The sequence below is a fragment of the Aquirufa antheringensis genome, from assembly GCF_023921165.1.
GTDB lineage: Bacteria > Bacteroidota > Bacteroidia > Cytophagales > Spirosomataceae > Aquirufa > Aquirufa antheringensis.
The window spans coordinates 1,039,764-1,063,965 of record NZ_CP049835.1 but is presented as its reverse complement, the minus strand read 5'-3'; the positions used below and the strand labels follow the sequence as shown (position 1 = coordinate 1,063,965).

Annotated in this window: 26 protein-coding genes; 18 read left to right on the top strand and 8 right to left on the bottom strand. The window is 42.5% G+C overall.

All coding sequences use genetic code 11. The features are described from left to right. Positions 1-27 precede the first annotated feature (27 nt). Positions 28-279: a type II toxin-antitoxin system Phd/YefM family antitoxin gene (locus G9X63_RS04950; protein ID WP_252624698.1), complete on the top strand. Its 252-nt coding sequence runs from the start codon at positions 28-30 to the stop codon at positions 277-279. A 21-nt stretch (positions 280-300) separates the two neighbouring features. Here the strand turns inward: G9X63_RS04950 and G9X63_RS04945 are convergent, their stop codons facing one another. After that, on the bottom strand, positions 301-1,002 hold the full coding sequence (locus tag G9X63_RS04945) for a type III pantothenate kinase (protein WP_252624697.1): 702 nt from the start codon (positions 1,000-1,002) through the stop codon (positions 301-303). 55 nt (positions 1,003-1,057) lie between these two features. Between G9X63_RS04945 and panD the strand changes: the two genes are divergently transcribed. Then, the gene (gene panD / locus G9X63_RS04940; protein WP_130895662.1) at positions 1,058-1,408 is read left to right on the top strand and encodes an aspartate 1-decarboxylase; all 351 of its coding nucleotides are present in this window, start codon (positions 1,058-1,060) and stop codon (positions 1,406-1,408) included. Here the strand turns inward: panD and panB are convergent. Then, positions 1,405-2,220, bottom strand: coding sequence for a 3-methyl-2-oxobutanoate hydroxymethyltransferase (gene panB, locus G9X63_RS04935; protein WP_130895663.1), 816 nt, complete (start codon positions 2,218-2,220; stop codon positions 1,405-1,407). The genes panD and panB overlap by 4 nt on opposite strands. Next, positions 2,217-3,017, bottom strand: a complete 801-nt coding sequence (gene panC / locus G9X63_RS04930) for a pantoate--beta-alanine ligase (RefSeq protein WP_130895664.1) — start codon at positions 3,015-3,017, stop codon at positions 2,217-2,219. The genes panB and panC overlap by 4 nt, the downstream gene beginning before the upstream one ends. 52 nt (positions 3,018-3,069) lie before the next feature. Between panC and coaBC the strand changes: the two genes are divergently transcribed. Together coaBC and G9X63_RS04920 are read left to right on the top strand one after the other, a co-directional pair. After that, complete coding sequence (gene coaBC / locus G9X63_RS04925) at positions 3,070-4,260, top strand: bifunctional phosphopantothenoylcysteine decarboxylase/phosphopantothenate--cysteine ligase CoaBC (protein ID WP_130922388.1); 1,191 nt, start codon at positions 3,070-3,072, stop codon at positions 4,258-4,260. Positions 4,261-4,315: 55 nt separating this feature from the next. Beyond that, the gene (locus G9X63_RS04920) at positions 4,316-4,762 is read left to right on the top strand and encodes a DinB family protein (protein WP_252624696.1); all 447 of its coding nucleotides are present in this window, start codon (positions 4,316-4,318) and stop codon (positions 4,760-4,762) included. On the opposite strand, the gene G9X63_RS04915 is transcribed toward G9X63_RS04920, so the two are convergent. Beyond that, positions 4,759-7,182 (bottom strand): TonB-dependent receptor, encoded by a 2,424-nt coding sequence (locus tag G9X63_RS04915; RefSeq protein ID WP_252624695.1) that lies wholly within the window; start codon positions 7,180-7,182, stop codon positions 4,759-4,761. The genes G9X63_RS04920 and G9X63_RS04915 overlap by 4 nt on opposite strands. Positions 7,183-7,343: 161 nt before the next feature. Between G9X63_RS04915 and bla the strand changes: the two genes are divergently transcribed. From bla to G9X63_RS04890, 5 genes are all read left to right on the top strand, one after another. Continuing rightward, a complete protein-coding gene (bla, locus tag G9X63_RS04910) occupies positions 7,344-8,048 on the top strand; it encodes a subclass B1 metallo-beta-lactamase (RefSeq protein WP_252624694.1) in 705 nt (234 codons plus the stop codon). Between the two features lie 37 nt (positions 8,049-8,085). Further along, on the top strand, positions 8,086-8,526 hold the full coding sequence (locus G9X63_RS04905; protein WP_252624692.1) for a QcrA and Rieske domain-containing protein: 441 nt from the start codon (positions 8,086-8,088) through the stop codon (positions 8,524-8,526). Between the two features lie 39 nt (positions 8,527-8,565). Then, on the top strand, positions 8,566-8,793 hold the full coding sequence (locus G9X63_RS04900; RefSeq protein WP_130895670.1) for a hypothetical protein: 228 nt from the start codon (positions 8,566-8,568) through the stop codon (positions 8,791-8,793). Between the two features lie 75 nt (positions 8,794-8,868). Next, complete coding sequence (locus tag G9X63_RS04895) at positions 8,869-9,420, top strand: hypothetical protein (protein WP_130895671.1); 552 nt, start codon at positions 8,869-8,871, stop codon at positions 9,418-9,420. Between the two features lie 98 nt (positions 9,421-9,518). Continuing rightward, entirely contained in the window at positions 9,519-11,990 is a 2,472-nt protein-coding gene (locus G9X63_RS04890) for a zinc-dependent metalloprotease (protein WP_252624691.1), read from the top strand. On the opposite strand, the gene G9X63_RS04885 is transcribed toward G9X63_RS04890, so the two are convergent. After that, positions 11,983-12,396, bottom strand: a complete 414-nt coding sequence (locus G9X63_RS04885; protein ID WP_130895673.1) for an SRPBCC domain-containing protein — start codon at positions 12,394-12,396, stop codon at positions 11,983-11,985. The genes G9X63_RS04890 and G9X63_RS04885 overlap by 8 nt on opposite strands. A 110-nt stretch (positions 12,397-12,506) precedes the next feature. Between G9X63_RS04885 and fabV the strand changes: the two genes are divergently transcribed. Continuing rightward, positions 12,507-13,709: an enoyl-ACP reductase FabV gene (gene fabV / locus G9X63_RS04880; RefSeq protein ID WP_252624689.1), complete on the top strand. Its 1,203-nt coding sequence runs from the start codon at positions 12,507-12,509 to the stop codon at positions 13,707-13,709. A 74-nt stretch (positions 13,710-13,783) separates the two neighbouring features. Further along, positions 13,784-14,335: a sugar O-acetyltransferase gene (locus G9X63_RS04875; protein WP_252624687.1), complete on the top strand. Its 552-nt coding sequence runs from the start codon at positions 13,784-13,786 to the stop codon at positions 14,333-14,335. On the opposite strand, the gene G9X63_RS04870 is transcribed toward G9X63_RS04875, so the two are convergent. After that, positions 14,336-15,472, bottom strand: a complete 1,137-nt coding sequence (locus tag G9X63_RS04870; protein WP_252624685.1) for a Fic family protein — start codon at positions 15,470-15,472, stop codon at positions 14,336-14,338. It abuts the gene before it with no gap. A 71-nt stretch (positions 15,473-15,543) separates the two neighbouring features. Further along, positions 15,544-16,455, bottom strand: a complete 912-nt coding sequence (locus tag G9X63_RS04865; RefSeq protein WP_252624683.1) for a helix-turn-helix domain-containing protein — start codon at positions 16,453-16,455, stop codon at positions 15,544-15,546. A 151-nt stretch (positions 16,456-16,606) separates the two neighbouring features. Between G9X63_RS04865 and G9X63_RS04860 the strand changes: the two genes are divergently transcribed. From G9X63_RS04860 to G9X63_RS04840, 5 genes are read left to right on the top strand one after another with little or no spacing between them, the layout of a single operon-like run. Then, positions 16,607-17,056 (top strand): nuclear transport factor 2 family protein, encoded by a 450-nt coding sequence (locus tag G9X63_RS04860; protein ID WP_252624681.1) that lies wholly within the window; start codon positions 16,607-16,609, stop codon positions 17,054-17,056. A gap of 5 nt (positions 17,057-17,061) precedes the next feature. Continuing rightward, a complete protein-coding gene (locus G9X63_RS04855; RefSeq protein WP_252624679.1) occupies positions 17,062-17,511 on the top strand; it encodes a nuclear transport factor 2 family protein in 450 nt (149 codons plus the stop codon). Between the two features lie 45 nt (positions 17,512-17,556). Beyond that, positions 17,557-18,012, top strand: coding sequence for a (2Fe-2S)-binding protein (locus tag G9X63_RS04850; protein ID WP_276528112.1), 456 nt, complete (start codon positions 17,557-17,559; stop codon positions 18,010-18,012). Position 18,013: 1 nt separating this feature from the next. Further along, complete coding sequence (locus G9X63_RS04845) at positions 18,014-20,254, top strand: xanthine dehydrogenase family protein molybdopterin-binding subunit (protein WP_252624678.1); 2,241 nt, start codon at positions 18,014-18,016, stop codon at positions 20,252-20,254. A 60-nt stretch (positions 20,255-20,314) separates the two neighbouring features. After that, positions 20,315-21,217 carry a magnesium transporter CorA family protein gene (locus G9X63_RS04840; protein ID WP_252624676.1) on the top strand — a complete coding sequence of 301 codons (903 nt, stop codon included), beginning with the start codon at positions 20,315-20,317 and terminating at the stop codon, positions 21,215-21,217. Between the two features lie 154 nt (positions 21,218-21,371). On the opposite strand, the gene G9X63_RS04835 is transcribed toward G9X63_RS04840, so the two are convergent. Next, positions 21,372-22,283, bottom strand: a complete 912-nt coding sequence (locus G9X63_RS04835) for a LysR family transcriptional regulator (RefSeq protein WP_252624673.1) — start codon at positions 22,281-22,283, stop codon at positions 21,372-21,374. Between the two features lie 116 nt (positions 22,284-22,399). Between G9X63_RS04835 and G9X63_RS04830 the strand changes: the two genes are divergently transcribed. Further along, positions 22,400-23,365 (top strand): sodium-dependent bicarbonate transport family permease, encoded by a 966-nt coding sequence (locus tag G9X63_RS04830; RefSeq protein ID WP_338079079.1) that lies wholly within the window; start codon positions 22,400-22,402, stop codon positions 23,363-23,365. Then, on the top strand, positions 23,358-24,200 hold the full coding sequence (locus tag G9X63_RS04825; protein ID WP_252624672.1) for a DUF6671 family protein: 843 nt from the start codon (positions 23,358-23,360) through the stop codon (positions 24,198-24,200). Before G9X63_RS04830 ends, G9X63_RS04825 begins: the two co-directional genes overlap by 8 nt. Positions 24,201-24,202: the final 2 nt, after the last annotated feature.

Below are 24,202 nucleotides of genomic sequence, written 5' to 3'. Positions count from 1 at the left end.
ATATATTTGTACATAAAATTGTACATTATGTTAACGACTACTTTATCAGACTTCAGGAAAGATATTAAGAGCTATTTTGATCGTGTGACCGAAAGTTTTGATACCTTAATTATAAACCGAGGAAAGGATTCTGGGGTCGTAATAATGTCTTTAGAGGAATATAATTCCCTTAAAAGCACACAGCATGAACTTTCCTCTCGCAAGAATCAACAGCGATTGGATGAATCTATCGAATCATTAAGAGCAGGCAAGAAAGTATATAAGGACCTCGCTGAATAATGAAAATCGTTTTCATTACGATTAACTCTTAGGGATTATTGACAAAAAACCCCTCCAAGCTAATTCCGAATCCACTACATAGTGTTCCGCAAAATACCCAGCGTCTCCCCCCGTTAAGATCACGTTAAGAGTAGTGAAACGGGATTCAGCCTCTTTTATAAATCCATCAATCTCGAAAAATGTACCCGCCATTACCCCTGCATTTAGATTAGAATCAGTGTCTGTTCCCCAAGGTGTAAAATCAGGCTTAAGCGATACATGCGGTAATTTGTCTGTGAATTCAGCCATTGCTTTAGCGCGCATCTGTAAGCCAGGACTGATCGCGCCCCCTATAAATTCGCCTTCAGAAGAAATTAAATTGTAGGTGATGCAGGTTCCTAAACAAATACAAAGAGAATTTTGACTTGGAAATTCAGCGAGACAAGCTTCGGCTAAAATGAGGCGATCAAGGCCTAGAGTAGAAGCGTCATATGCTGAGAAACGGACTGTCGCGTCTTCTTTGGCAATCAAACGAACTTGAAAATTTGCCTTCAAAAAATCAATTATCGCATCAGGGATTTCAATCACACTACAAATCGCGATGAAGCTGATGGTATGAGTAGACGTAAGTTCAGCGATACTTGCCAGTGACACATCCGCGACAAACCCCGTTTCGCGCAGCTGAGAGCCATCAAAAAACGCATATTTTAGGCGTGTATTTCCAAAGTCAAAGCAGAGTATCATACGAGGTTGTTAATAATTTGGTAATTTTGGGGAAAATAAATCAATCCGCAAAACCATGTACCAGATTCAAATTTTAAAATCCAAAGTTCACCGCGCTACGATTACCGAAGCAAACGTAGATTATGTAGGCAGTTTAACCATGGACGAAGATTTAATGGATGCGGCGAATATGATCGAGCACGAAAAAATCCAAGTAGTCAATGTCAATAATGGCGAACGCATCGAAACCTATTTAATCAAAGGCAAAAGAGGCTCTGGCGTTATTTGCTTAAATGGTCCCGCGGCTAGAAAAGGCGTCGTAGGCGACATAGTTATCATTATTTCGTATGCGTTAATGGACTTTGAGGAGGCTAAAACTTGGCATCCTACGGTCATTTTTCCAAACGAGAAAAACCATCTTGCTTAATACGATTCTTCTGCTGAAGGAAATTGCGCTTGCTTCACGTCTTGCACATAGGCGCTTGTTGCACGCGTAATTTCTCCGGCTAAATCCGCATATTTACGTAAAAATTTAGGCTTGAATTCGTTATTCATTCCTAGCATATCTTGCATCACTAAAACCTGTCCATCGCAATTCACCCCTGCTCCAATTCCGATGGTGGGAATTTGTAAGGCAGCGCTCACCTTTGCTGCTAAAGCAGCAGGAATTTTTTCTACTACTAACCCAAAGCAACCAGCTTCTTGTAACATAAGCGCTTCTTTTATCAATTTTTCCGCGGCTTCTTCGCCTTTCCCTTGAAGACCATACGATCCAAATTGGTGGATACTTTGGGGAGTTAAGCCCAAGTGACCCATAACGGGAATACCAGCTTTTGTGATTTTCAGAATTGATTCTAACACCTCTTCTCCTCCCTCTAATTTCACCGCGTGCGCTCCCGTTTCTTTCATAATTCGAACAGCAGACGCAAGTGCGATAGCACTGTCAGATTGATAAGAACCAAAAGGCATATCCACTAAAACCATCGCTCTTTTTGCTCCTCTGCTGACGCATTGGGCGTGGTAAATCATTTGGTCTAGCGTAATAGGCAAGGTTGTTTCGTGACCCGCCATTACATTACTGGCGCTGTCTCCCACTAAAAGCACGTCTGTTCCTGCAGCGTCTAAAAGCGTCGCCATGGTATAATCATAGCAAGTTAACATCGCAATTTTTTTCCCCCGAACTTTCATGGATTGAAGGCCAGTCGTGGTGATTCTTTTTACTTCTTTTAAGTAGCTCATGAAAATGTTTTATTATCTATTAGGCGGACGCCGCCAATGAAGGCAGCGACTAAAATAAGACAGGGTTTTTCGCCGTAAGGCTTTTCTAGTAAGGTAGTAGGGTCCACGCAAGCCACGTAATCGATGGATTCAAAACCGTTTTCCAGAAGGGATTGTTTGAATGCAAACTCGGAGGAAAGGTTGAATCCTTTGTAAATGGCCAAAGCCTGTATTTTTTGTTCCTCAGATAATCGGGCATTTCGGCTGCTTAGTGCTAAACCTTCTGCTGATCGAACGGTAGGACATTTCACTAATTCAACGGATGAATTCGTTAGTTCTAACATCTTTTGTACTACGGCAATTTGCTGGTAATCCTTTTCACCCATAAAGAGCTTTGTAGGCTGCACCGCTTGCAGTAATAAATCCACGACGACACATACCCCTTGAAAATGCCCAGGTCTATATTTCCCCTCTAATATAGTCTCTAGAAAGCCTAAATTATATGATTTTAAATCCGCAGTTCCGTTTGGATACATTTCGGAAACGCTGGGATAAAAAACCGCATCGCAGCCTGCATTTCGTAATTTTTCTAGATCTGCTTCGAGCGTTACCGGGTATTTATCGAAATCACTGGGATCGTTAAACTGGGTAGGATTGACGAAAATGCTGCAAACGCTTAGTTCACAAGCTTTTTTCGATGCCTCCATTAAGGCCAAATGTCCTTCATGCAGTGCTCCCATCGTGGGTACAAATCCAATCGATTTCCCGGTGGAATGTAGGTAACTTTGAAGCTCGCTCGTTTTTTGAAATTGTTTCAATTCATTATGTTAATGGGCGAAATTACCATATTTTTGGCCAAACTTTTCTAAAATGACTCTCCAAGGGAAAAAAATAATACTGGGAATTACGGCCAGTATTGCCGCCTATAAATCGATACAATTAGTCCGCTTATTAACGAAAGCGGGGGCTGAGGTACGGATTGTGATGACGAAGGACGCTAAAGAGTTTGTTTCCCCTTTAGTGCTTTCTACTTTTTCCCATCACCCAGTGTGGATTGAGTTTCACGAAGGAAATGTGTGGAATAATCACGTGGAGCTAGGGTTATGGGGAGATGTTTTTATTGTTGCGCCGGCTACTTGTAATACCTTAAGTAAGATGGCGAATGGGCTGTGTGATAATATCGTTTTGGCTACTTACTTATCTGCTAGATGTCCTGTAATAGTGGCCCCAGCCATGGATGAAGATATGTTTTTACATCCCGCGACGCAGCGATCATTAGAGCTACTTCGCTCCTATGGAAATACGGTTTTAGCAGTTAATTCAGGTGAATTAGCGAGTGGATTAGTAGGTCAAGGTCGTATGATGGAGCCGGAGGAAATCGTTCAGTATTTAATTCAGACCACGTTTCGGGATACGATTCTGTCTGGCAAACACGTCCTGATTACGGCGGGTCCTACCCAAGAATTACTAGATCCAGTACGCTATATTTCTAATTTTTCAACCGGGAAAATGGGGATTTGTCTCGCAGAAGAATGCTACTTACAAGGGGCAGAAGTAACCTTAATAGCCGGGCCTTTACAAGTCTCTACCCACATTCAGGGAATTAACGTAGTGAATGTTAGGTCTGCCGCTGAAATGGAATTAGCCTGTTTAGTTCAAGCGGCTTCCTCTGATATTATTTTCATGGCAGCTGCAGTTGCCGACTACCGTCCTGCCTCACCTGCTAAAGAAAAGATAAAGAAGTCAGAAGCAATGTCTACGCTTGTTTTAGAGAAAACGACAGATATTTTATCGGCATTAGGTGCGGTGAAAAAAGCACATCAAACCCTAGTAGGATTTGCGCTGGAAACCGAAAATGAAGAAGCGAATGCATTGAAAAAAATGCAACAAAAAAACACCGATTTTATCGTGTTAAATTCGCTGAAAGAAGCGGGAGCAGGTTTTGGTTTAGACACGAATCAAGTGACGATTTTTTCTGCTTCAGGAGAAAAGAAAAAAGTAGAGTTACAATCTAAAGTAGAGGTGGCAAAGGAGATTATAGAATTCGTTATTGCACACTAATTTTTTCTAATCCGTTTTACAAGAAGCTTTTTTGTTCTGTTAAATTATTAAAAAAATGAGCTTATTAAAAGAACTAATTGCCCTTTACGATCGCGACCTGAAGTCGCTTCGCAATGAAATCGAATCTTACCCCGATGATGCTTCGGTTTGGAAAAAAGCGGAGGGGATTAATAACCCTGGAGGAAATGTATTTCTACATTTGATGGGTAATTTGAACACTTTTTTCGGGGCAGTTTATGCGAATACGGGATATGTTCGTGATCGCCCGCTTGAGTTTTCTGCGAGCGGAATTTCCCGAGCAAAATTACTTGCCATGTTGGATGAAATTCATCCGATTGTTTTACAAGTCCTTCGTGATTTCCCGGCTGAAAAACTAGGGGAAATCTACCCCATTAAAATATTCGATGAGGAGAAAACGGTCTCGTATATTTTCATCCATTTGGAAACACATCTAGCCTATCATTTAGGCCAAATTAATTACCACCGCCGAATCTTAAGTTAATTCACAAACTTCACATTCAATCCCACATACCAAGTCCGGCCATCCGCAGGTAAAATGCCTGGGCCCGGATAACCACCAGATCTTCGAGTAAAATAGCGCGAATCACCTAGATTGTTCACTCCAAACTTCAAAGTGGCGTATTTTTTAAACTTGTAAGAGCCAGAAACATCTTGTACCTGATAAGCAGGAATTAAACCTGTCGTTGCTGCCGCATTAGCTGCCATGGTATTGCTGGCATCTGCAAAAGCTTGACCAATGTCACTGATCTGCCAACTTAATGAAAGGCCTTTTTTCGAATACGTAATTCCGTAACGGTTGATTTTTTCAGGAGCATTTTCGACGCTTTTGCCGGCTAAATTGCTTTCCATGATTTTGCCGCTTACCACAGATGTTGTTTTGAAATCGAGGTAGTGTGCTTGAATGGCAGCGATGGAGGCAAAAACCGAGATATTACCCATTTTTGAGGCTTTCAACCAAGCGGTGGTAGGGCTAAATTCAATGTAGGCCTCAGCGCCTTTGGAAACAGAATGACCTAGATTAGTACGGAACTGGTAGATTTTACCATCGCTATTTGTGCGCGAGATAGTACCCACGCGGTTATCGTAATCGAGGTGGAAATAGTCTACATCGAATGTCAAATAATTACCCAGTTCGCCTCGGTATCCCAGGTCAAAGTTGAAGCCTTTGGCATCCGATAAATTCGGGTCAATGACGTCCGTTGTAGCAGGAGGTAACAGGTCAGAAGCCAAAACTGGGCGATAAGCTTGCGCAATGTTCGTGTAGAGTTTTGTTCCCGAGCTTACCTGGTATTCCGCTCCTGCACCTAGTAACACGAATGATCGTTCACGGGTGCTTGGTGTGGCTGCGAGTGGAGTGCCAGATGAACTAAGTCCAGATTGACCCATCATGTGCGTTTCGATTTGTTCTAAACGGGCGCCTATTGTCATTAGTAAACGTTCTGATGGTCTTAGAATAGTTTCCGCAAAAGCCGCGTAATTTGTGTTATGGAAAATTAAATCGCGGGTATACAAGCCCTGAATGTCAAAGTCCATACCGTTACCATTGCTTCCCACGCCTAGTTGCTTGCGTTTGATTTCTCCAGAGAAATACCGAAGACCAGAAGCTACCGTATTCTTCCATGACCCTAGCTTGTAATCTACTAAATAACGTAATTCTAGCCCATTGGTTTGGTAAAAGTCACGGTCTACTTGCCTGTTTCCCATGGGATCTACTTCTGTAATCGCCTTGGTGAAACCGATGGAATTACGCTCTGCTGTAGTCCCAAAATACTTTAAACTCAGTTTCGAATCCGCAGAAATGACATAGTCCGCGGTCAACGCGTAAATGAACCAAGGGTTGCTAAACCAATTTCTGGCGCGCTTGCTTTGCTGGGCATTTTGGGCAAATTCTGTATCGGTTAACCCCCCTGCTTGTTGACTTTGCGTATACATATAAGTTAGTTGAGCACCTACTTTAAGTTTGTTAGAAAGCGCATAAGACACTTCCCCATGAGAATGGTCCGTGTTAAAATAGGAGTTTTGTCGCCATCCATTTCCTAGACGCTTTTGATAGTAAGTCGTGTAGCTTAAGCGACCTGCGGTTCCCCCCACGTAATTAAAGGAGCTGAAGAGGCCATTGTTTCCGGTGGTGTTTTGGCTTTCCACAACCAGCTTTGTAGATAGATCAGGCTTGCGAAGCACAAAGTTCATTAACCCTCCAAACTGTGGGCCATACTGTAGTGAACTCGCCCCTCGAATAATTTCAATGCGATCGACTACCTCCATGGGCGGCGTATAATAAGCTTCTGGATAACCCATCGGGTCTGGAGTGATATCGTATCCATCCATCCGTACATTGAATTCCCAAGAACGATTAGGGGAAAGTCCGCGCGAGGCCACGCCTAATTGAATTCCGGAACCATCACTTTCCCAGACCGAAATTCCGGGTGTTCTAGAGAAGATTTGGCGGGAATTATTCATGGCTAAATTCGCTTGTAGGTTATCTAGCAAGATCATCTCATTTTTTTTACCTGCTGTAATCGTGTATTCGTTGACTTGAGGTAAAAAGGAATTGCCTTTTACTCCCGATTGAGCCGTGACAGAAACGCCTTGTAGCTCTGTTACATCGCTTAGGGTAAAGTTTACTTCCTGTTGCTTTCCTTCTTTGATGTTGACTTCTCGTTTGCTGGTTCTATAGCCCACAAAACTCACTTGAATGGTGTATTGCCCAGGTTTTAAGCCTTTGAGGATATAAGTACCCTTCGCATTCGTTTGTACCCCACGAACAGTTCCGGCAAGGGTAATTGATGCACCTGGAAGAGGCTCGTTTAATTCAGTCGTAATTAGGCCTGAGATTGAGCCTAATTGCGCAAGTGATGAGAAATTAACTAGTAATACGAAGGCGAATAGTACTTTTTTCATTTAAACTTTATTTAGACTAATTTTAAATAGAGTACAAATGTAGGAAGCGATCGCGACTCACGCAACACTATTTAGAATTATTTTAAATAAGATTTTTAAGGGGCTGATTCGATTGTATTATCTTGAAAGAGGTAATTTTGGGATTCTTATAAAAAAGCCGGATGAAACGAATACTATTTCTATTGTTTGCCTACATGCCGTTTGTTAACGCTCAACAGGTGTTATTAAAAGAGCTATCTGAAAACACCTTTGTTCATACCTCCTATTTGCAAACGGACGATTATGGACATGTTCCTTGCAATGGTTTAGTGGTTCGAAATGGTCAGCAGGCACTTATTTTTGATACGCCTACGGATGATCAAAGTGCAAAAGAATTGATTCGTTTGGTTCAAGATTCTTTACACTGTAAAATCATGACCGTAGTTCCCACTCACTTTCACAGTGATTGTTTAGGCGGTCTAAGGGCTTTTCATGAGGCAGGGATACCTTCCATTGCGAACGAATTAACCCTGGGTTTAGCGAAAAATAGTGGTGTAGAAATACCTAAAAACGGCTTTCGCGATTCTTTAACACAAGAAATAGGACGCGAAAAAGTAGTAATTAAATTTCTAGGCCAAGGCCATACGCGGGATAATGTGGTGGGCTATTTTCCAAGTGAAGATGTACTGTTTGGGGGCTGTTTAATAAAAGAATTAGACGCGTCTAAAGGTTATCTAGGAGATGCAAATGTGGACGAATGGTCCGCCACCGTGAAAAAAGTTAAAAAGGAATTTCCGCGTGTGAAACGAGTGGTTCCCGGTCATGGGGAAGCGGGAGACTCCAGTTTGCTTGATTACACTCAGAAATTATTCACGAAACAAAACTAAGTTTATCTGGTTTATAGCTTGATAAATAGCTACTTAGATGAACATGAATCGCGAAGAGTTCTTACACAAATTATCGGGAGGTTTAGCCGCAACTTGTGTTGCTTGTATGGCCGCCGCCTGTTCTAAAGAGGAGTCGGTGACTCCCGCAACGGGTTCTAATCCCACGGGAAATACAGCGGGAACCACGGTTAATTTAGATTCAGAGTTAAAAAATATCAATGATTTTGTTGCCAAAAGCTCTACCATCGTCATCCGCACCGCGTCCGGAAACGCTATAACTAGTTTTTTAGCATTCTCTTCAGTATGTCCTCATGCTGGGGCAACGGTGGAATATAATAATTCTACCTCCTCCTTTTTCTGCGCCGCTCACGGTTCTTCCTTCAGTGGAAATGGGGCATTAGTGCAAGGTCCGGCTACGAAAGGATTGACGAAATTAACCATTGAAATTACTGGATCTACTTTGACTGTCAAGGCGTAATTATTTTTATCTTTGGTCTAGATAAAAAAGAATAGCCTTATGAAAAAGTCCCTATTTAAATCGTTTGTTGCTCTAGCTCTTTTAGCATCCATGAGTTCTTGTGCTACTGTACTTGGAGGAAGAGTGACAGAATACCAACGAACTAAACCTGCTCCCGGGAAACCTGCCAGAGAAATTAGAGGTGCGGCCTTGATTGCGGATGTTATCTTGTTTTGGCCAGGTGCGATTATTGACTTTGCTACCGGAGCGATTTACAGACCTCGATAATTTCGTAGACAAAATGGGTGGATTGTATCGACAAAAATGGATGGAGGTTAATGATTCTGTGCGGAACTTTGGCACATGAAAAAATACCTACCTATTTTATGCGCAGTGCTACTTTTTACCTCTTGTAAAAAAGACGAATTAGAGCCTACAGATGATAATGAATTAGTTACTCGCGTTCAGCTAACCTTTACGGATGTCACTTCAAAAGCATCCCTCACCTATACTTTTCAGGACAAAGATGGCGATCCCAATACAGCGCCAGAAAAGTTCGATAAAATCGTGTTGAAAAAAGGGGCGACTTATACGTTGTCAGTGGGGGTTTATGACGATACGAAGTCCCCTGCGGAGGATATTTCAGAGGAGATCGAAGAGGAATCAGATGTGCATCTTTTTGTATTTAAAACAACGCCAGCCTCTTTGTTTACAACGACCATTTTGGACAAGGATAACAATGGGCTTCCGGTGGGATTATCCTCTTCTGTTGTAACTTCTGCGAGTGCCGGAACGGGTAAATTAAATCTATTATTAAAGCACCAGCCAGAATTAAACGGGGTAAAGGTGAAGACGGGTCAAGAAGCGGGGGGAAGTACCGATATCGATCTGTTATTTGATGTGGAAATTAACTAAGTAAAGCCCTCTATTGAGGGCTTTTTTTATAGGTAGCCTACAAGGTGTTCGTAGATTAAAAAATTATTTCATTAATTTGGACCAAATTCAAATAACGAATGAAAAAAGCACTTCTACTCAGCTGCGGCCTTTTAGCCGCTACTTTTTTAAGCCTTGGGCAAACTACTAAATCACCAGCAGCCGTACAGCCCAAGCCGGCTGATTCCTCTGCTTCGAAAAAGCCTGTTTCTAAGGCGAAATCCTACGATCAGGTTATTACCAAGGAGGCGAAATCCAAAAAAGGTTTATTCACGACCCACCAAATAGGCGATAAATTCTATTTCGAAATCCCCAAGAAACACTTAGGCAAAGACATGTTATTAGTCAGCCAAATCGCCAAAATCCCCAACGGTTTAGGCGGAGGCTACGTGAATGCGGGTACGTCTTCTCACGAGCAATTGATTGTTTGGGAAAAATTCCAAGAAAAGATCTTAATTAAAATCAAATCTTACGCAGCTGTAGCGGCAGATTCTTTACCTATCAGCTTATCGGTAAAGGCCAATAATTACGAGCCCACTTTGTATATGTTCGATATTGAAACATATAGCAAAGACTCTTCTAATGTCGTGATCGATGTAACGAAGTTTTATAGCAGTGACATTCCAGCCATGAGCGGCTTAGATGCATCTTTGCGGGAGACGCATAAAGTCAGAAATTTAGATGCTTCTCGGAGTTTCATTCGTTCCATCAAATCATTTCCGTTGAACATCGAGGTGTTGCAAGATTTTACCTACAATGCCACTAAGCCATCGGCCACAGCCTATACGGAAACGATCAGCATGCAGATGAATCAATCCATGATTTTATTGCCAGAGAAACCGATGAAACCGCGTTTATTCGATCAGCGTGTGGGTTATTTCACGCAAAGACAGTATGATTACTCGAGTGAAGAATTGAAATCCGATCAGAAAACGTATATCCAGCGCTGGCGCTTAGAGCCAAAAGACATGGCCGCATACAAGCGTGGGGAGTTAGTAGAACCGATCAAACCAATCGTCTATTATTTAGATCCTGCTACGCCGGTGAAATTGCGGAAGCACATGAAGAAGGGCGTAGAGAATTGGCAGAAGGCTTTTGAAGCGGCAGGTTTTAAAAATGCGATTATTTGCAAGGAAGCACCTACTAAGGAAGAAGATCCTGATTTTTCACCAGAAGACATTCGCTATTCAGTGATTCGCTATGTGGCGAGCACGACGCGTAATGCGATGGGTCCTAGCGTGAGCGATCCGCGTTCGGGGGAGATTATTGAGAGTGACATTATTTGGTACCATAACCATTTACGTTCGTACCGGAATCGTTTTCTGTTAGAAACGGGGGCCTCAAATCCGAACGCTCGTACGCTCGATACCCGCGAGGAGGATATTGGCGAGATGATGGAAATGGTGATTTCGCACGAGGTGGGTCATGCTTTAGGTTTTCCGCACAATATGGGAGCTAGCAGCTCGTATGAGGTGGAGAATTACCGCAAGGCAGACTTCACGAATAAGGAGGGAATCTCTGCCAGCATCATGGACTATGCGCGTTTTAATTACATCGCGCAGCCGGGTGACCAGGGGGTTCGCTACATTCGTCAAATGGGGCCTTATGACAGCTATGCTGTGAATTGGGGCTATCGTTTGATCCCAGACGCAGCTCGTCCTGAAGACGAAGTGCCTACGTTAGACAAGTGGATTGAGGCCAAAGCAGGGGATGCAAGATTCCGTTTTGGCAATCAGGGAACGACTTTTGATCCAAGTTCTCAAACGGAAGATATCGGAAATGATCCCATTCGTGCGAGTACCTATGGGGTGAAGAACTTGAAATATGTGGCACAGCATTTAGCGGAATGGACCAGCAAAAAGACGAATGATTACGAGGACTTAATTGAATTAAATGATGAGCTTTTGGGTTCTTGGTCACGTTATGTGGGCCACGTGACTACGATGGTGGGTGGAGTATATGAGCAATATGCCAAACCAAATCAACATATTTCTACCTATAATCCGGTACCGAAAGCGAGCCAACAAGCTGCAGTCAACTGGATCATTTCAAATGTATTTACAAACGTAGATTGGTTAATCAACAAAGAGGTGGTGACGCATCATATGGCGGGTTATACGGATCGTATTCGTAGCCTTCAAGTTAGTCCGTTGAACCGTATGTTAAGTGTAGAAACTTTTGCGCGCTTGGATAACAGTGGCTTGACTAACCCGAATCATTACAAGACCATTGATCTTTTTCAAGATGTACGCGGAGGCATTTGGAGCGAATTAGCTTCAGGAAAATACATCGATCGTTACCGTCGTAATTTGCAGAAGGCTTATATCGAACGCTTGAAAGCTTTGATGACGGATCAGGCGCCTGTTGTTTTAATGTCGCGTGAAAGCTATCCCGTAGCCCAATCCGATGTGCGCTCGATTGTGCGTGGCGAGTTGAAGGCGCTTCAAGCTAGTTTAGCGGCTTCGAAGGCAAAGTTTGCTGATAAAGAAGTGCGCTACCATTTGGATGATTGTTTGGAGCGAGTAAGTTTGATTTTGAAACCTGCTAAATAGTGCTTTCTGCGTAGCTTTTAAAGTTATCCAAAATCATCTGCCAGCCGGCTTGTTGCATGTCCTCCGGGTTTTGATTTTCCGGCTCAAATTGTTCAGTTACTTTCGTGCCCATTTCGGTGGATGCGAAAGTAACTTTCATTTTACGGCCATCTCCAATCAGAATATCGAGTGATTTTTGCTCCTCTATTTCCTTAAAAGTTCCCCAAAAATCAAAGCTCATCGACCCATCTCTGGCTGCCATTTCATAATGAAATTCACCGCCCACTTGTAGGTCTGTTTTCGCTGAGGGGCAATGCCAATCTGGAGAGGCAAAGTTCCAGTGTTGAACGTGTTCTGGAGAAGTCCACTTTTCCCAAACGCTGGCGATGGGTGCGTTTATCGTTGATTCAATCGTAATGAAAGCCATAAGTGATTCGTTGATTTTTTTGCAAATCTATCAAAAGCTTAGACCTTTTTCGCATTATTATGTAAAATATAGGGCTTTAACTATATTTGCACAAACAAAATACAAGCACTATGATTATTGAACCTAGAATGAGAGGGTTTATCTGTTTGACATCACACCCGAAAGGTTGTGAAAAAAACGTCTTAAATCAAATTGACTATGTGAAGTCAAAGGGAGCCATCGATGGCCCTAAAAAAGTGCTTGTCATCGGAGCCTCGACGGGTTTTGGTTTAGCCTCTCGCATCACGAGTGCATTCGGATCGGATGCCGCGACGATTGGCGTTTTCTTTGAAAAAGCACCTGCAGAAGGCAAAACAGCCTCTCCAGGATATTATAATAGCCTTGCTTTTGAAGCAGCGGCAGGAAAAGCGGGCCTTTATGCGAAAAGCATTAATGGCGACGCGTTCTCTAACGAAGTAAAAGAGCAGACGATCGATTTAATCAAGGCAGATTTAGGCCAAATTGATTTAGTAATCTACAGTTTAGCTTCTCCGGTACGTCAACACCCGGTTACAGGCGTTTTGCACCGTTCGGTTTTGAAGCCTATCGGTGATACATTTACAGACAAAACGGTTGATTTCCACACGGGGATTGTTTCAGATGTGACGATTACTCCTTGCAGCGATGAAGATATCGCGAACACGGTGGAAGTGATGGGTGGCGAAGATTGGCAGATGTGGATGGATGCTTTGCTGAACGCGGACGTTTTAGCAGATGGCGCGATGACCGTTGCGTATTCCTACATTGGACCTAAAGTAACGGAGCCTGTTTACCGCAAAGGAACGATCGGAATGGCGAAAGACCATTTAGAGGCGACGGCGTTTAAGATTACAGATGATTTGGCCAAAATAGGAGGCAAAGCTTTCGTTTCAGTGAACAAAGCACTCGTAACTCAGGCAAGTTCAGCGATCCCTGTGATTCCTTTATACATCTCGTTGTTGTACAAAATAATGAAGGCAGAAGGCACGCACGAAGGTTGCATCGAGCAAATCCAACGCCTATTCAGTGCGCGTCTGTATACGAATGGAACGATTCCAGTAGATGAGAAAGGTCGTATCCGCATCGACGATTGGGAAATGAACCCAGAAGTTCAAAAAGAAGTGGCTGAATTATGGAAAGGTGCTACGACAGAAAACTTGACTGCCATTGGCGATTTAGCTGGGTATAAATCAGACTTCTTAAACCTATTTGGTTTCGGTTTTGATGGCGTAGATTACGTTGCGGAGGCGAACGAAATGGTGGAGATTCCGGGATTGATTACGGTAGTGAAATAAAAGGGCTCTTAAAAAAGCATAGATAATTGGGTCAAAGTCATGAAAAGCTTTGGCCCAATTTTATATAAAAGTATATGAACATTTTCGAACGTATGCGTGCCGGCGGAATTATTCCGCACACGGATCCAGCGTGGACGGAGGTTTGGGAGATTGTGAATCAAACGATTGCACTTTCTGCTAAGCTGAATGCTTCAGGAAAGGTGGAGGAGATTCGCGCCATTTTATCTGAAATTTTAGGTCAAAGCATCGATCCATCGACGACTGTATTAGCGCCCTTTTCAACTAATTTTGGAAAACATACGACGATAGGTAAGAACGTCTTCATTAACCACGGCTGTTCGTTTTTAGACTTAGGTGGCATCACGATTGAAGACGATGTGTTAGTCGGGCCGCAAGTGAAATTAGTGACCGAAAATCATCCGGTGGATCCGGGCAATCGCAAGAGCCTAGATTTGAAATCGATTCATATTGGAAAAAATGTGTGGCTGGGAGCAGGCGCCATTATTTTACCTGGCGTTACGGTAGGCGAAAACTCGATTGTAGCTGCGGGTGCTGTGGTGACGAAAGATGTGCCTGCTAATACGATTGTGGGTGGGGTGCCGGCGAAGCACATCAAAAATATCTAATTAAAATAGCTGAATATACTTTTCAAAAATAAATAGTCTATTTCTGTTTTTTCCGGTCATTTCTTTCAAAATACCAGCTTCTACAAAAGTGTTAACTAAGTCGTTTGCCGCCTTGAAGGAGGACTTGGTAAGGTCTTTTACTTGATTAACGTGAACGATCGGTTTTTCAAATAAGTATTGGAGGAGCAGGTTCGCTTTTTGGCTTCTTTTCCCAAAAGTGGTAGTCATTTCTTCTTCTAGTCGGCTTTTTAGTGACAAAACACGATTCAAGGTTTCAATCGCATTTTCAGACGTATCCAATATTCCCACGAGGAAATATTTTAGCCATTGTGTCATATCACTTTTGGTTCTTACGCGTGTTAAATTATCATAATACAGACTTTTATCATTTTCAAAAAAGGCTGAAATATAAAGTAGCGGCTTTTCGAGGATTTTTTGCTCTACTAAAAACAACGGAATAAGTAAACGTCCTATGCGTCCATTTCCGTCTAAAAAAGGGTGAATCGTTTCAAACTGATAATGCGCTATCGCAATTTTAATTAAGGCAGGAATCAGAATAGCTTGGTTGTGTAAAAACGACTCAAGATCACTCATTAATTCGGATATTAATTCTTGATTGGGAGGAATAAAGATCGCATCTAGTAGAGAATTTCCCCCTATCCAATTTTGGCTTTTTCTAAATTCTCCAGGTTGTTTGTGTTCTCCACGCACGCTATTCAGCAAAATACCATGCGTTTTTCGAATCAAACGTGCGGAAATGGGTAAGGTCTCTAAATCCACAATGGCATTGTTAAGTGCCTTTACATAATTGGTTACTTCTTGCCAATCATTTCTGCGCTCAGGGGAGATATCTTCTTCCTCTAAAAGAGCTTCATCTATTTGTGTTTTTGTTCCTTCAATTCTGCTGGAAATAACAGCTTCTTTTGTGATATGGAGCTGAAGAAATAAGTCGATATTCGGCACAAGCTTAGAGAACGAATTTAACTCCCCCAGTTTAGCGGCTGCTTTTTCTAATAGGGCATTGATTTGAGCATTATCCCAAATCCACTGCTCATTGATTTTACTGGGTACAAAATACGTGTAGCCCGTTGGGTGTTTTATGAGTTTCCCGGAAGTATATTGAGCTAAATCGATCATTATTAACTTTTATGCAAAGTAAAATAAAAAATCCGTTATTTTACTTTAGTGCCCACAAAGTAAAACAAGAATTAATTCAACAACCTAAACTCATTAGGCGTCTGTCCCACACGTTGCTTGAATAAGCGCGTGAAATGTTGTGGGTATTTGAAGCCCATTTCAAATGCAATTTCATTGATCGTTTTATCCGATTCGAATACGCGGTTTTTCGCCACGTCGATGGTCTTGTTTTGGATGTAATCCTTCGCGGTTAAACCGGTTTCTTTTTTGATTAAATCCCCAAAATAATTGGCCGATAAATGCAGCTCATTCGCGAAATAACTAACGGATGGAATGCCGTAAACTTGCGCCTGATCGGATTCAAAATAGTTGTTCAATAAGGTTTCAAAGCGTTCTAAAATGCCTTTGTTCACATGTTCCCGTGTGATGAATTGGCGGTCGTAGAACCTTTGGCAATAACCCAAAAACAATTCGATGTTTGAGACAATCAACTTCTTCGAATGCTTGTCGATGGGTTGCTTGAGCTCGAATTCGATTTTGGCAAAACAGTCCAATATCATTTGGCGCTCATCATCGGATAAGTGTAATGCTTCGTGAGATTCGTAATGGAAGAATTTATACTGGGACATATTTCGACCCAAACTTGTGCCTATCAACAAGTCAGGATGGAAGATTAATCCATGTCCCATCGGTTGGTAGGGAATCTTTGTATTTTGAATTTCCGCCACTTGACCCGGAGCGAAAAAGATTAAAGTTCCAGCTTGGTAATCATAAGTATGCCGACCGTACCGAATGTCGCCACATTGGACATCCTTTAAAATAACGCTATATAGTCCATATTGAAATCGTATGGTATCCGCATCGCCCCATTCCCGTATGTTCGCTAGGGAGTAATCAATAACAGACGCCAATGGGTGTAATGTCTTATGATTATTATCTGTATTGTACTTTGCGATATTGTTGATAGGGTAATTCAGTTCCATGGGCCACGAATTTTAAAAACGAATTTACCAATTATCGAATAGATGCAAACTTCGAACATTCCTAATCCGTAAAAATGGTAGAAAATCCCGGAATTTATCTACTTACTTTCAATGCATTAAGTTTGAAATTTGTTTCGTAAAAAAATAACCTATGAAATCAATCGTATTATTCTTGAGCTTTATGCTCTTGACACTCAACAGCGCTTCCGCGCAAACCAATTCAGACGAAACGATTAAGCAATTATCGAAAGACAAGTGGCAATGGATGGCTAACAAAGATGCCGATAAATTAGCCGCTTTGTTTGATGAAAAGTGCGAGTTTGTTCACATGGGAGGAACCTGGGGGAAAGCGCGTGAAGTGGAGATCATTAAAGCCGGTTTTATTTGGTATAAACAAGCAGAGGTCTATTCTACGTATGTGAAATTCTACGGGAATACCGCCATTTTATTAAGCGATATCGATTTAGTCGCGCAGGTAGGTGGCAACTTGGTTACGAATCCATTTATGGTAACGGAAGTATATGTATTGGAAAATAATGCATGGAAAATGGCCCAATTAACATTTTCTCATTTATCTCGACCAGTTAAATTAAAACAATAAAACACATGAAAAAGCTAGTATTTTTATTGAGCATCTTGCTCATTTCTATTTCATCTTCCTTTGCACAGACCGCTGCAGAAAAAGAATTGATCCAATTGTCGATGGACAAGTGGCAATGGATGTCGGATAAAGACGTGGACAAACTAGACAAATTATTCGATGCTAAAGCCAAATTCGTTCACATGAGCGGAACGTGGAAGAAAGATGAAGAATTGGACATCATTAAAACGGGGCGCATTTGGTATAAAAAAGCGACAGTGAAAGATACCGCGGTGGAGATCGTAGGGAATACAGCGATCGTTTGGAATCGCATTACATTAGATGCTATCGTGCGGGAACAAGTGGCGGTTACGGAGTTTACGGTGACGGAAGTCTACCAAAAACAAGGGAACGATTGGAAGATGCTCGCATTGACATTTAGTAGCGTGCGTGATACGCATCAGATAAAACATTAAATTTTAATATATTTGCTTCGATTCTCCTAAATCACTTCGACTATGATCAAGAAATATTCCGTTAAGATTAACAAGAAAGTCCACCAAGTAGAGGCGGACGAAAATATGCCCCTTTTGTGGGTGCTCCGTGACATCCTAGGAATGGAGGGCACGAAATACGGTTGCGGTGTCGGCTCTTGCGGCGCTTGCACGGTGCATTTAAATGGGGAGGCGGTTCGGTCGTGCCAGTTGCCTATTTCGGCTTTGGCAGGAACAGAAATCACCACCATCGAAGGCTTATCAGCGAAGGGTGATCATCCGGTACAGAAAGCGTGGGTGGATGTGGACGTCGCGCAATGCGGTTATTGTCAGTCTGGCCAAATCATGAGCGCCGCGGCTCTCTTGAAAAACAACCCGAATCCCACCGAAGAAGATATTGAAAACTTCATGACCGGCAACATTTGCCGTTGTGGAACCTATACGCGTATCAAAAAAGCCATTCAACTAGCCGCTTCGAAATAAGATGAAAAAGACAGACTCAAATTACAGCAGACGCTCGTTCTTGAAAGTATCATCGCTTTCCGGCGGAGGCATGATGTTAGGTATTTCTTGGTTCGCAAGCGCGAAGCCGGAAGACAGTCTAGCAGAATTAAATATCGAACCGGTCTGGCAAGAGGTGACCAGTTTCATCAAAATTGCGTCAGATAATTCGATTAAAATATTCTCTCCTAATCCAGAGTTTGGCCAAAACGTAATGACCTCTTTACCGATGTTAATCGCAGAGGAATTAGACGTCGATTGGAAGCAAGTGGAAGTGGAACAAGGGAATTACGACCCTAAAGCTTTCCCGCGTCAGTTTACCGGAGGTAGCCAAGGTATTCGCATGGCTTGGAAGCAATTGCGGACGGTAGGTTCAGCAGCGCGTCAGATGATTTTGACGGCGGCCAGCCAGGCTTGGAATTTACCTGTTTCGGAATTGACCACGGCGAATGGAATGATTACGCATGCGTTCAGTGGCAAGTCAGAAACCTACGGAACTTTTGCCGCTGCGGCTGCAAAATTACCGGTGCCGAAGGACATCGTCTTGAAAGGAAATCAATCTTTTCGCTTAATTGGAACACCTCAAAAAAATGTGGTTGCACCCAAGATTGCACAAGGAAAACCCTTGTTCGGGATGGATTACCGCGAGGCGGGGATGTTAATTGCGATGACTGAACGTCCACCGGCTTTTGGTATGCGATTGAAATCGTTCGATGCAACCGCAGCGAAGAAGATGCCGGGAATCGTGGATATTTTCCCGATCCAAGTGTTTAAAGACGACCATAAATTTGCAGGTTTTGATACGCGTTCGTTCAACGAAGTAATTGCCGTCGTGGGCAAGTCTACTTGGGATGTGATGAACGCACGCAAGAAAATCAAAGCCGTTTGGGAAGTAGCGCCAGAAAGAAAAGAGATGGGCGTGAATAACCGTGAAACAACGGTTCCTTCAGGCTTAGAAAGTACGACGAAACATTATGCCCAAATGCTTGAAATGAGCAAAAAGCCAGGTGTCATCGAGCGAAAAGATGGTGATCCAGAAAAGGCGTTTGCGGAGGCGAAACACGTGATTGAGCGAACCTATACCGCACCGTTTTTGGCACATAATATCATGGAACCGACGAACACGTTTGCACATTATGTGGGCGATAAAGTTCGGTTTGTTGCACCTATCCAAATCCCCGATTGGATTATGCCCTCTATCGTGGCTCGTTTAGGCATTCCTAAGGAAAATATATCGATTGAATTAGTGCGTATGGGCGGCGGTTTTGGTCGTCGTGCGTATGGCCATTACATGATCGAGGCGGCCTTGATTTCTAAGCAAGCGAACGCACCCGTTAAATTAATTTACTCGCGGGAGGATGATGTGAGTGCGGGTATTTATCGTCCGTCTTACCAGTTGACCTACCGCGCAGCTTTCGATGAAAATAAGAAGCTGATTGCTTTTCATGCCAAAGGTGGGGGCGTTCCTGAATCCCCTTTACATGCCAATCGTTTTCCGGCAGGAGCGATTGACAATTACCTAGCGGAGAGTTTTGTGATTCCATCGAACATTACGATTGGCGCTTTCCGTGCCCCTCGTTCGAATTTTAACGCCGCGGCGGAACAGTCGTTCTTGGATGAGATTTCAGAGTACATGGGTAAGGATCCGATTGCGTTCCGTTTGGAATTATTGCAGCGGGCCAAAGATAACCCAGTAGGAAAAACCAACGATTACGACGCGAGCCGCTACATGGGTGTGTTGGAATTAGTGCGCGAAAAATCGGGCTGGGGAAAACCGGAAAACGCAGGTAAAAAGCGTGGGGTTTCGGCGTATTTCTGCCATAATTCCTATGCGGCACAGGTCATCGATTTACAGGTGAAAGGCGACCAAGTGACGGTTGACCAAGTAACAACAGCTTTGGATTGCGGCGTGGTTGTGAATCCGGAAGGAGCGAAAAACATGGCAGAAGGTGCGGCGATCGACGGGATTGGAAATGCTTTGTTTGGCCAGTTAACTTTAACGGATGGTCGCACTGATCAACGCAATTTCGATACGTATCGCATGATTCGTCACAATGAGGCGCCGAAGAAAATTGATGTGCATTTTGTGAAGAATGAGATTGACCCGACGGGATTAGGCGAGCCGCCGTTCCCACCGATTTTTGGTGCGATGGCGAATGCACTTTATAAGGCGACGGGGAAACGTTTTTACCAACAACCTTTTCAGTCACAGTTAAAGGGGTAATTGCCTAGAATTTGGTTTAATTAACTAAATTCGAGTTCCCCTTTATAATATGATTTACGGATGGCCATAGCAATTTTTGAGAATAAAGAATTACAACTGACCTGGATCGATGTGACCGGTCCTACTGCGACAGAACTATCCGACCTCAGTCAGGAATATGGTTTAAATGCGTATGCCTTATCCGCCTGTCTGCAACCAGACCATCTTCCTAAACACGAGGATATAGAAGGAACGCACTTTATCATTACGCGGGTGCTCATTCCAATTAGTGCTGGACAATCAGTTTCTATTCAGTCTATCTCCACGAAAATTGCCTTTTTTTACCGACCGGGATTGTTGATTTCGATACATCGCATTCCGCATGATTTTATTGAAGATGTACGGACGCGGTTTTTTGATACGGGGCAATTGCCAGTGGTGGAGTCTATTGTGGCCAAAATGCTTTGGCATATTTTGCATTCCTATGAAACACCGGCGGTGCGCTTATCGAACGAGCTAGATGATTTTGAAAGCAAGGTGTTTTCGCAGAATTTGACACCTCAAATGCTATCGGAATTATACCAAATCAAACGCAAATCGCTGATGAGTAAAAAGCTATTACTGTTTAGTCAAGAGGCGGTGAGTTCCATTAAGTTGTCAGATTCTGAGTCAGATGTCTTGCAAGACACACGCGATTTGCATTTAAAGTTGATGAACATCTACGACCAGATTCATGAAGATGTGTCCAATTTGGTGAATTTTTATTTGTCGATTTCTGCGCAGAAGACCAATGAAGTGATTAAGGTCTTGACGATTTTCTCCGTGTTTTTTATGCCATTAACCTTTATTGCGGGGATTTATGGGATGAATTTTGATTACATGCCAGAGCTAAGAGAACGCTGGGGTTATCCGGCATTACTCGGGTTTATGATGCTGCTCAGCGGTTTGATTTATGTGTGGTTTAGGCGGAAGAAGTGGTTATAAGTTCTGTTTATGATTTTTATAAAATAGTTTAAATTTTATTATTCATTACTCTTGCCTAGATTTGTTCGCAAACGACTCTGACTCAATTCATTTGTGTTAGTTTAATTAATGAAAAAATAATTTATAAAAGCCAGGCATCCTTTGTTTGGCTTTTTTATTGAAAGTATTTCTGCTTGATCTGGTCTTTTTTTTCGCCTAAGTAAGTTAAGAACGCTTTGGAAACGGGGGACAAACTTTTGTCCTTGTGCCAAATTAATTTCCATTTCGTGGAGATGGGCAAACCTTCTCGCTCGATAATTTTTAAAGTCCCTGCTTTGACTTCATTTTTAATGCCTATAATGGGCATGATGGAATAGCCTAAACCGGCAATGACAGCCTGTTTAACGGCCTCATTTGACATTAATTCAATTTTTTTCAAGCCATCTACCCCCTGTTTTTTAAAATAACTTTCCATTATTTTTCGCGTGCCTGACCCATATTCACGGAAGATGAGGGGTAGTTCATTTTTAAACTCATGGTAGTTAAAAGTAGGTTTCATCTCAGCCGTTTCCTTGTTTCCAATAAGGTATAAATCGTTTGTAAGTATATCGATGGAATCAAAGGTGGGGTTATCTAAGGCGTCTGAAACGAGGCTAAAATCCACTTCGTTTTCGAGTTGACTTTCGAGTACTTTTTCTCGGTTAGTTACGTCAATACTTATTTCCACGCCGGGATTCGTACACAGGAAATCGCTCAGAAAATAGGGTAAAACATATTTGCCAGTGGATACAATGGAAATTTTTAGACGACCCACCAGCTGGTCTTTGAACGCCATCGTTTTGTAATTAATGGCATAGACTTGGTCTAAGATGCTTTTAGCAGATTCCGCAATTTCTTTTCCAAAATCCGTGATGTAAATTTTCTTCCCGATGATCTCGATCAGAGGAATGTCGAACTGCGCTTGTAGGTTTTTGATCTGAATGGAAACAGCGGGCTGTGTAAGGTTTAGTTCTTCAGCAGCCTTTGTGATACTGTTGGTTTGTACCACCTTCAAGAAAATCTGCAGTTGATTTAGGGTATAGTTCATAACGCGTCATTATGTATTGCATTATAAACTTAAATAAAAATTATCAATATTTAGTGATTTACTTTGTGGTAGAATCAAGCAGCATGCCCTCCGCCTTTTACACAAGGCAATTAAATATGATCAACTTTGAACTACTTTCTTTTAATCTGACAAACCCCACCTTACTGTTTTTCATTCTGGGGGTTTTTGCAAAATATGTCAAGAGTGATTTAGAGGTTCCGGCGGCATCCAAAAACTTCATTTCTCTGTATCTGTTATTCTCTATCGGATTTAATGGCGGAAGCGAATTAGCAGTGACTGGAATTACGAATGAAGTAATTGTTAGTCTCTTGTTTGGCATGTTATTAGCGTTGATTATACCCATTTACTCCTACTTCATTTTACGGGTAAAATTAAATTCCTCTGACGCTGGTGCTATCGCAGCATCCTATGGCTCTGTCAGCGCGGTTACCTTTGTTTCTGCGGTCGCTTTTTTAGAGATGAATAACCTAAAGGTAGGAGGAGAAATGGTCGCCGTCATGGCATCCATGGAGTTTCCGGCCATTATTATGGGAGTTATTCTACTGAATTTATTTCCGGACAAAAAAGAGAATGCCCCCGTGCAGTGGAAGGAGGCTATGAAACATTCCCTGACGAATGGAAGTGTGCTCATGATTTTTGGAAGTTTACTCATTGGATTCGTCTCTGATTCGTCTCAATCCATCGGAATTAAGCATTTTACTTCAGATATATTCAAAGGTTTTTTAGCCATCTTTTTGTTAGATATGGGGATGGTGGCTGCTAGCAGGTTTAAGGCGTTTAAAAAACAGGGTTCTTTTTTATTGCTTTTTGCCTTACTAGTGCCACTTTTTAATGGGGTCTCCGTCTCCATTTTATCACAATTTATCACCGATAATGTGGGGAATAGACTGATATTCTCCATTTTGGCAGCCAGCGCTTCCTACATTGCAGTCCCTGCAGCGATGCGCTTGGTGGCACCTAAAGCAGACCCGGGGATCTATATTCCGATGGCTTTGGGCGTCACATTCCCACTCAATGTCACGATTGGTTTGCCTTTATATATGCAAATTATCCATGGCTAGCGAACACTATTTCAGCGGACGTCAGGTTGTCATTGCGACAAAACACCAAAAGGAACAAGTAATAGGCCCGGCATTACAAGAGGCATTTGGGATGGAATATGTCGTTACAGAGAAAGTAGATACGGATTTATTGGGCACATTCACAGGAGAAGTGGAGCGTGTATTAACACCAGTCGAGGCGGCTAGGCAAAAATGCATTTTAGCTTTAGCGGAATGTGATGCCGATTTTGCCATTGGTTCTGAAGGATCTTTTGGCCCACATCCTACGCTGTATTTTCTACCTGCGGATGAAGAAATTCTGCTACTGTTGGACCGAAAAAGGGAGCTGGAGATTGTGGTAAAGCACACCAGCCTGCAAACAAATTATGCCTCATTTGAGCAGGGTTCAGAGCAGAATTTATCCGATTTTTTACAACAGGTTAAATTTCCCAGTCACGGCTTACATGTGAAATCCCCAGCGGGTTACGTGGCGAAAGGAATTAGATCTGAAGATCGATTAAATCAAGCGATTCAGGAGGCTGTTAATCGCTTTGGAACCTATACCCTAGAAACCGATATGCGGGCGATGAATAATCCGACTCGAATGGTTGTTATTCAGAAGCTAGCGGGAAAATTAGTGGAGAAGATGAAGAGCTGTTGTCCTGCCTGCCAAAGACCTGGATTTAGTCCCACCGATGTCATTCGTGGCCTGGTTTGTTTTTGTTGCTCCTTACCTACGAAATCAGTTAAATCGCTTATTTATAGTTGTGAAGGATGCCAATACACGACTTGCGTTGATTTCCCTGATTCCAAAACGACGGAGGACCCTATGTTTTGTGATTTTTGTAACCCCTAGTA

Excerpts from the sequence above, each read along its gene's own strand:
- G9X63_RS04895 (WP_130895671.1), top strand. The coding sequence starts at position 8,869 with ATGAAAAAATACCTACCTATTTTATGCGCAGTGCTACTTTTTACCTCT.
- G9X63_RS04855 (WP_252624679.1), top strand. The coding sequence starts at position 17,062 with ATGAAAAAGCTAGTATTTTTATTGAGCATCTTGCTCATTTCTATTTCA.
- G9X63_RS04860 (WP_252624681.1), top strand. The coding sequence starts at position 16,607 with ATGAAATCAATCGTATTATTCTTGAGCTTTATGCTCTTGACACTCAAC.
- G9X63_RS04830 (WP_338079079.1), top strand. The coding sequence starts at position 22,400 with ATGATCAACTTTGAACTACTTTCTTTTAATCTGACAAACCCCACCTTA.
- G9X63_RS04920 (WP_252624696.1), top strand. The coding sequence starts at position 4,316 with ATGAGCTTATTAAAAGAACTAATTGCCCTTTACGATCGCGACCTGAAG.
- G9X63_RS04905 (WP_252624692.1), top strand. The coding sequence starts at position 8,086 with ATGAACATGAATCGCGAAGAGTTCTTACACAAATTATCGGGAGGTTTA.
- G9X63_RS04950 (WP_252624698.1), top strand. The coding sequence starts at position 28 with ATGTTAACGACTACTTTATCAGACTTCAGGAAAGATATTAAGAGCTAT.
- G9X63_RS04900 (WP_130895670.1), top strand. The coding sequence starts at position 8,566 with ATGAAAAAGTCCCTATTTAAATCGTTTGTTGCTCTAGCTCTTTTAGCA.
- G9X63_RS04890 (WP_252624691.1), top strand. The coding sequence starts at position 9,519 with ATGAAAAAAGCACTTCTACTCAGCTGCGGCCTTTTAGCCGCTACTTTT.
- G9X63_RS04875 (WP_252624687.1), top strand. The coding sequence starts at position 13,784 with ATGAACATTTTCGAACGTATGCGTGCCGGCGGAATTATTCCGCACACG.
- G9X63_RS04835 (WP_252624673.1), bottom strand. The coding sequence starts at position 22,283 with ATGAACTATACCCTAAATCAACTGCAGATTTTCTTGAAGGTGGTACAA.
- coaBC (WP_130922388.1), top strand. The coding sequence starts at position 3,070 with ATGACTCTCCAAGGGAAAAAAATAATACTGGGAATTACGGCCAGTATT.
- panB (WP_130895663.1), bottom strand. The coding sequence starts at position 2,220 with ATGAGCTACTTAAAAGAAGTAAAAAGAATCACCACGACTGGCCTTCAA.
- G9X63_RS04840 (WP_252624676.1), top strand. The coding sequence starts at position 20,315 with ATGGCCATAGCAATTTTTGAGAATAAAGAATTACAACTGACCTGGATC.
- G9X63_RS04845 (WP_252624678.1), top strand. The coding sequence starts at position 18,014 with ATGAAAAAGACAGACTCAAATTACAGCAGACGCTCGTTCTTGAAAGTA.
- G9X63_RS04945 (WP_252624697.1), bottom strand. The coding sequence starts at position 1,002 with ATGATACTCTGCTTTGACTTTGGAAATACACGCCTAAAATATGCGTTT.
- G9X63_RS04865 (WP_252624683.1), bottom strand. The coding sequence starts at position 16,455 with ATGGAACTGAATTACCCTATCAACAATATCGCAAAGTACAATACAGAT.
- fabV (WP_252624689.1), top strand. The coding sequence starts at position 12,507 with ATGATTATTGAACCTAGAATGAGAGGGTTTATCTGTTTGACATCACAC.
- panD (WP_130895662.1), top strand. The coding sequence starts at position 1,058 with ATGTACCAGATTCAAATTTTAAAATCCAAAGTTCACCGCGCTACGATT.
- G9X63_RS04915 (WP_252624695.1), bottom strand. The coding sequence starts at position 7,182 with ATGAAAAAAGTACTATTCGCCTTCGTATTACTAGTTAATTTCTCATCA.
- G9X63_RS04885 (WP_130895673.1), bottom strand. The coding sequence starts at position 12,396 with ATGGCTTTCATTACGATTGAATCAACGATAAACGCACCCATCGCCAGC.
- G9X63_RS04825 (WP_252624672.1), top strand. The coding sequence starts at position 23,358 with ATGGCTAGCGAACACTATTTCAGCGGACGTCAGGTTGTCATTGCGACA.
- bla (WP_252624694.1), top strand. The coding sequence starts at position 7,344 with ATGAAACGAATACTATTTCTATTGTTTGCCTACATGCCGTTTGTTAAC.
- G9X63_RS04870 (WP_252624685.1), bottom strand. The coding sequence starts at position 15,472 with ATGATCGATTTAGCTCAATATACTTCCGGGAAACTCATAAAACACCCA.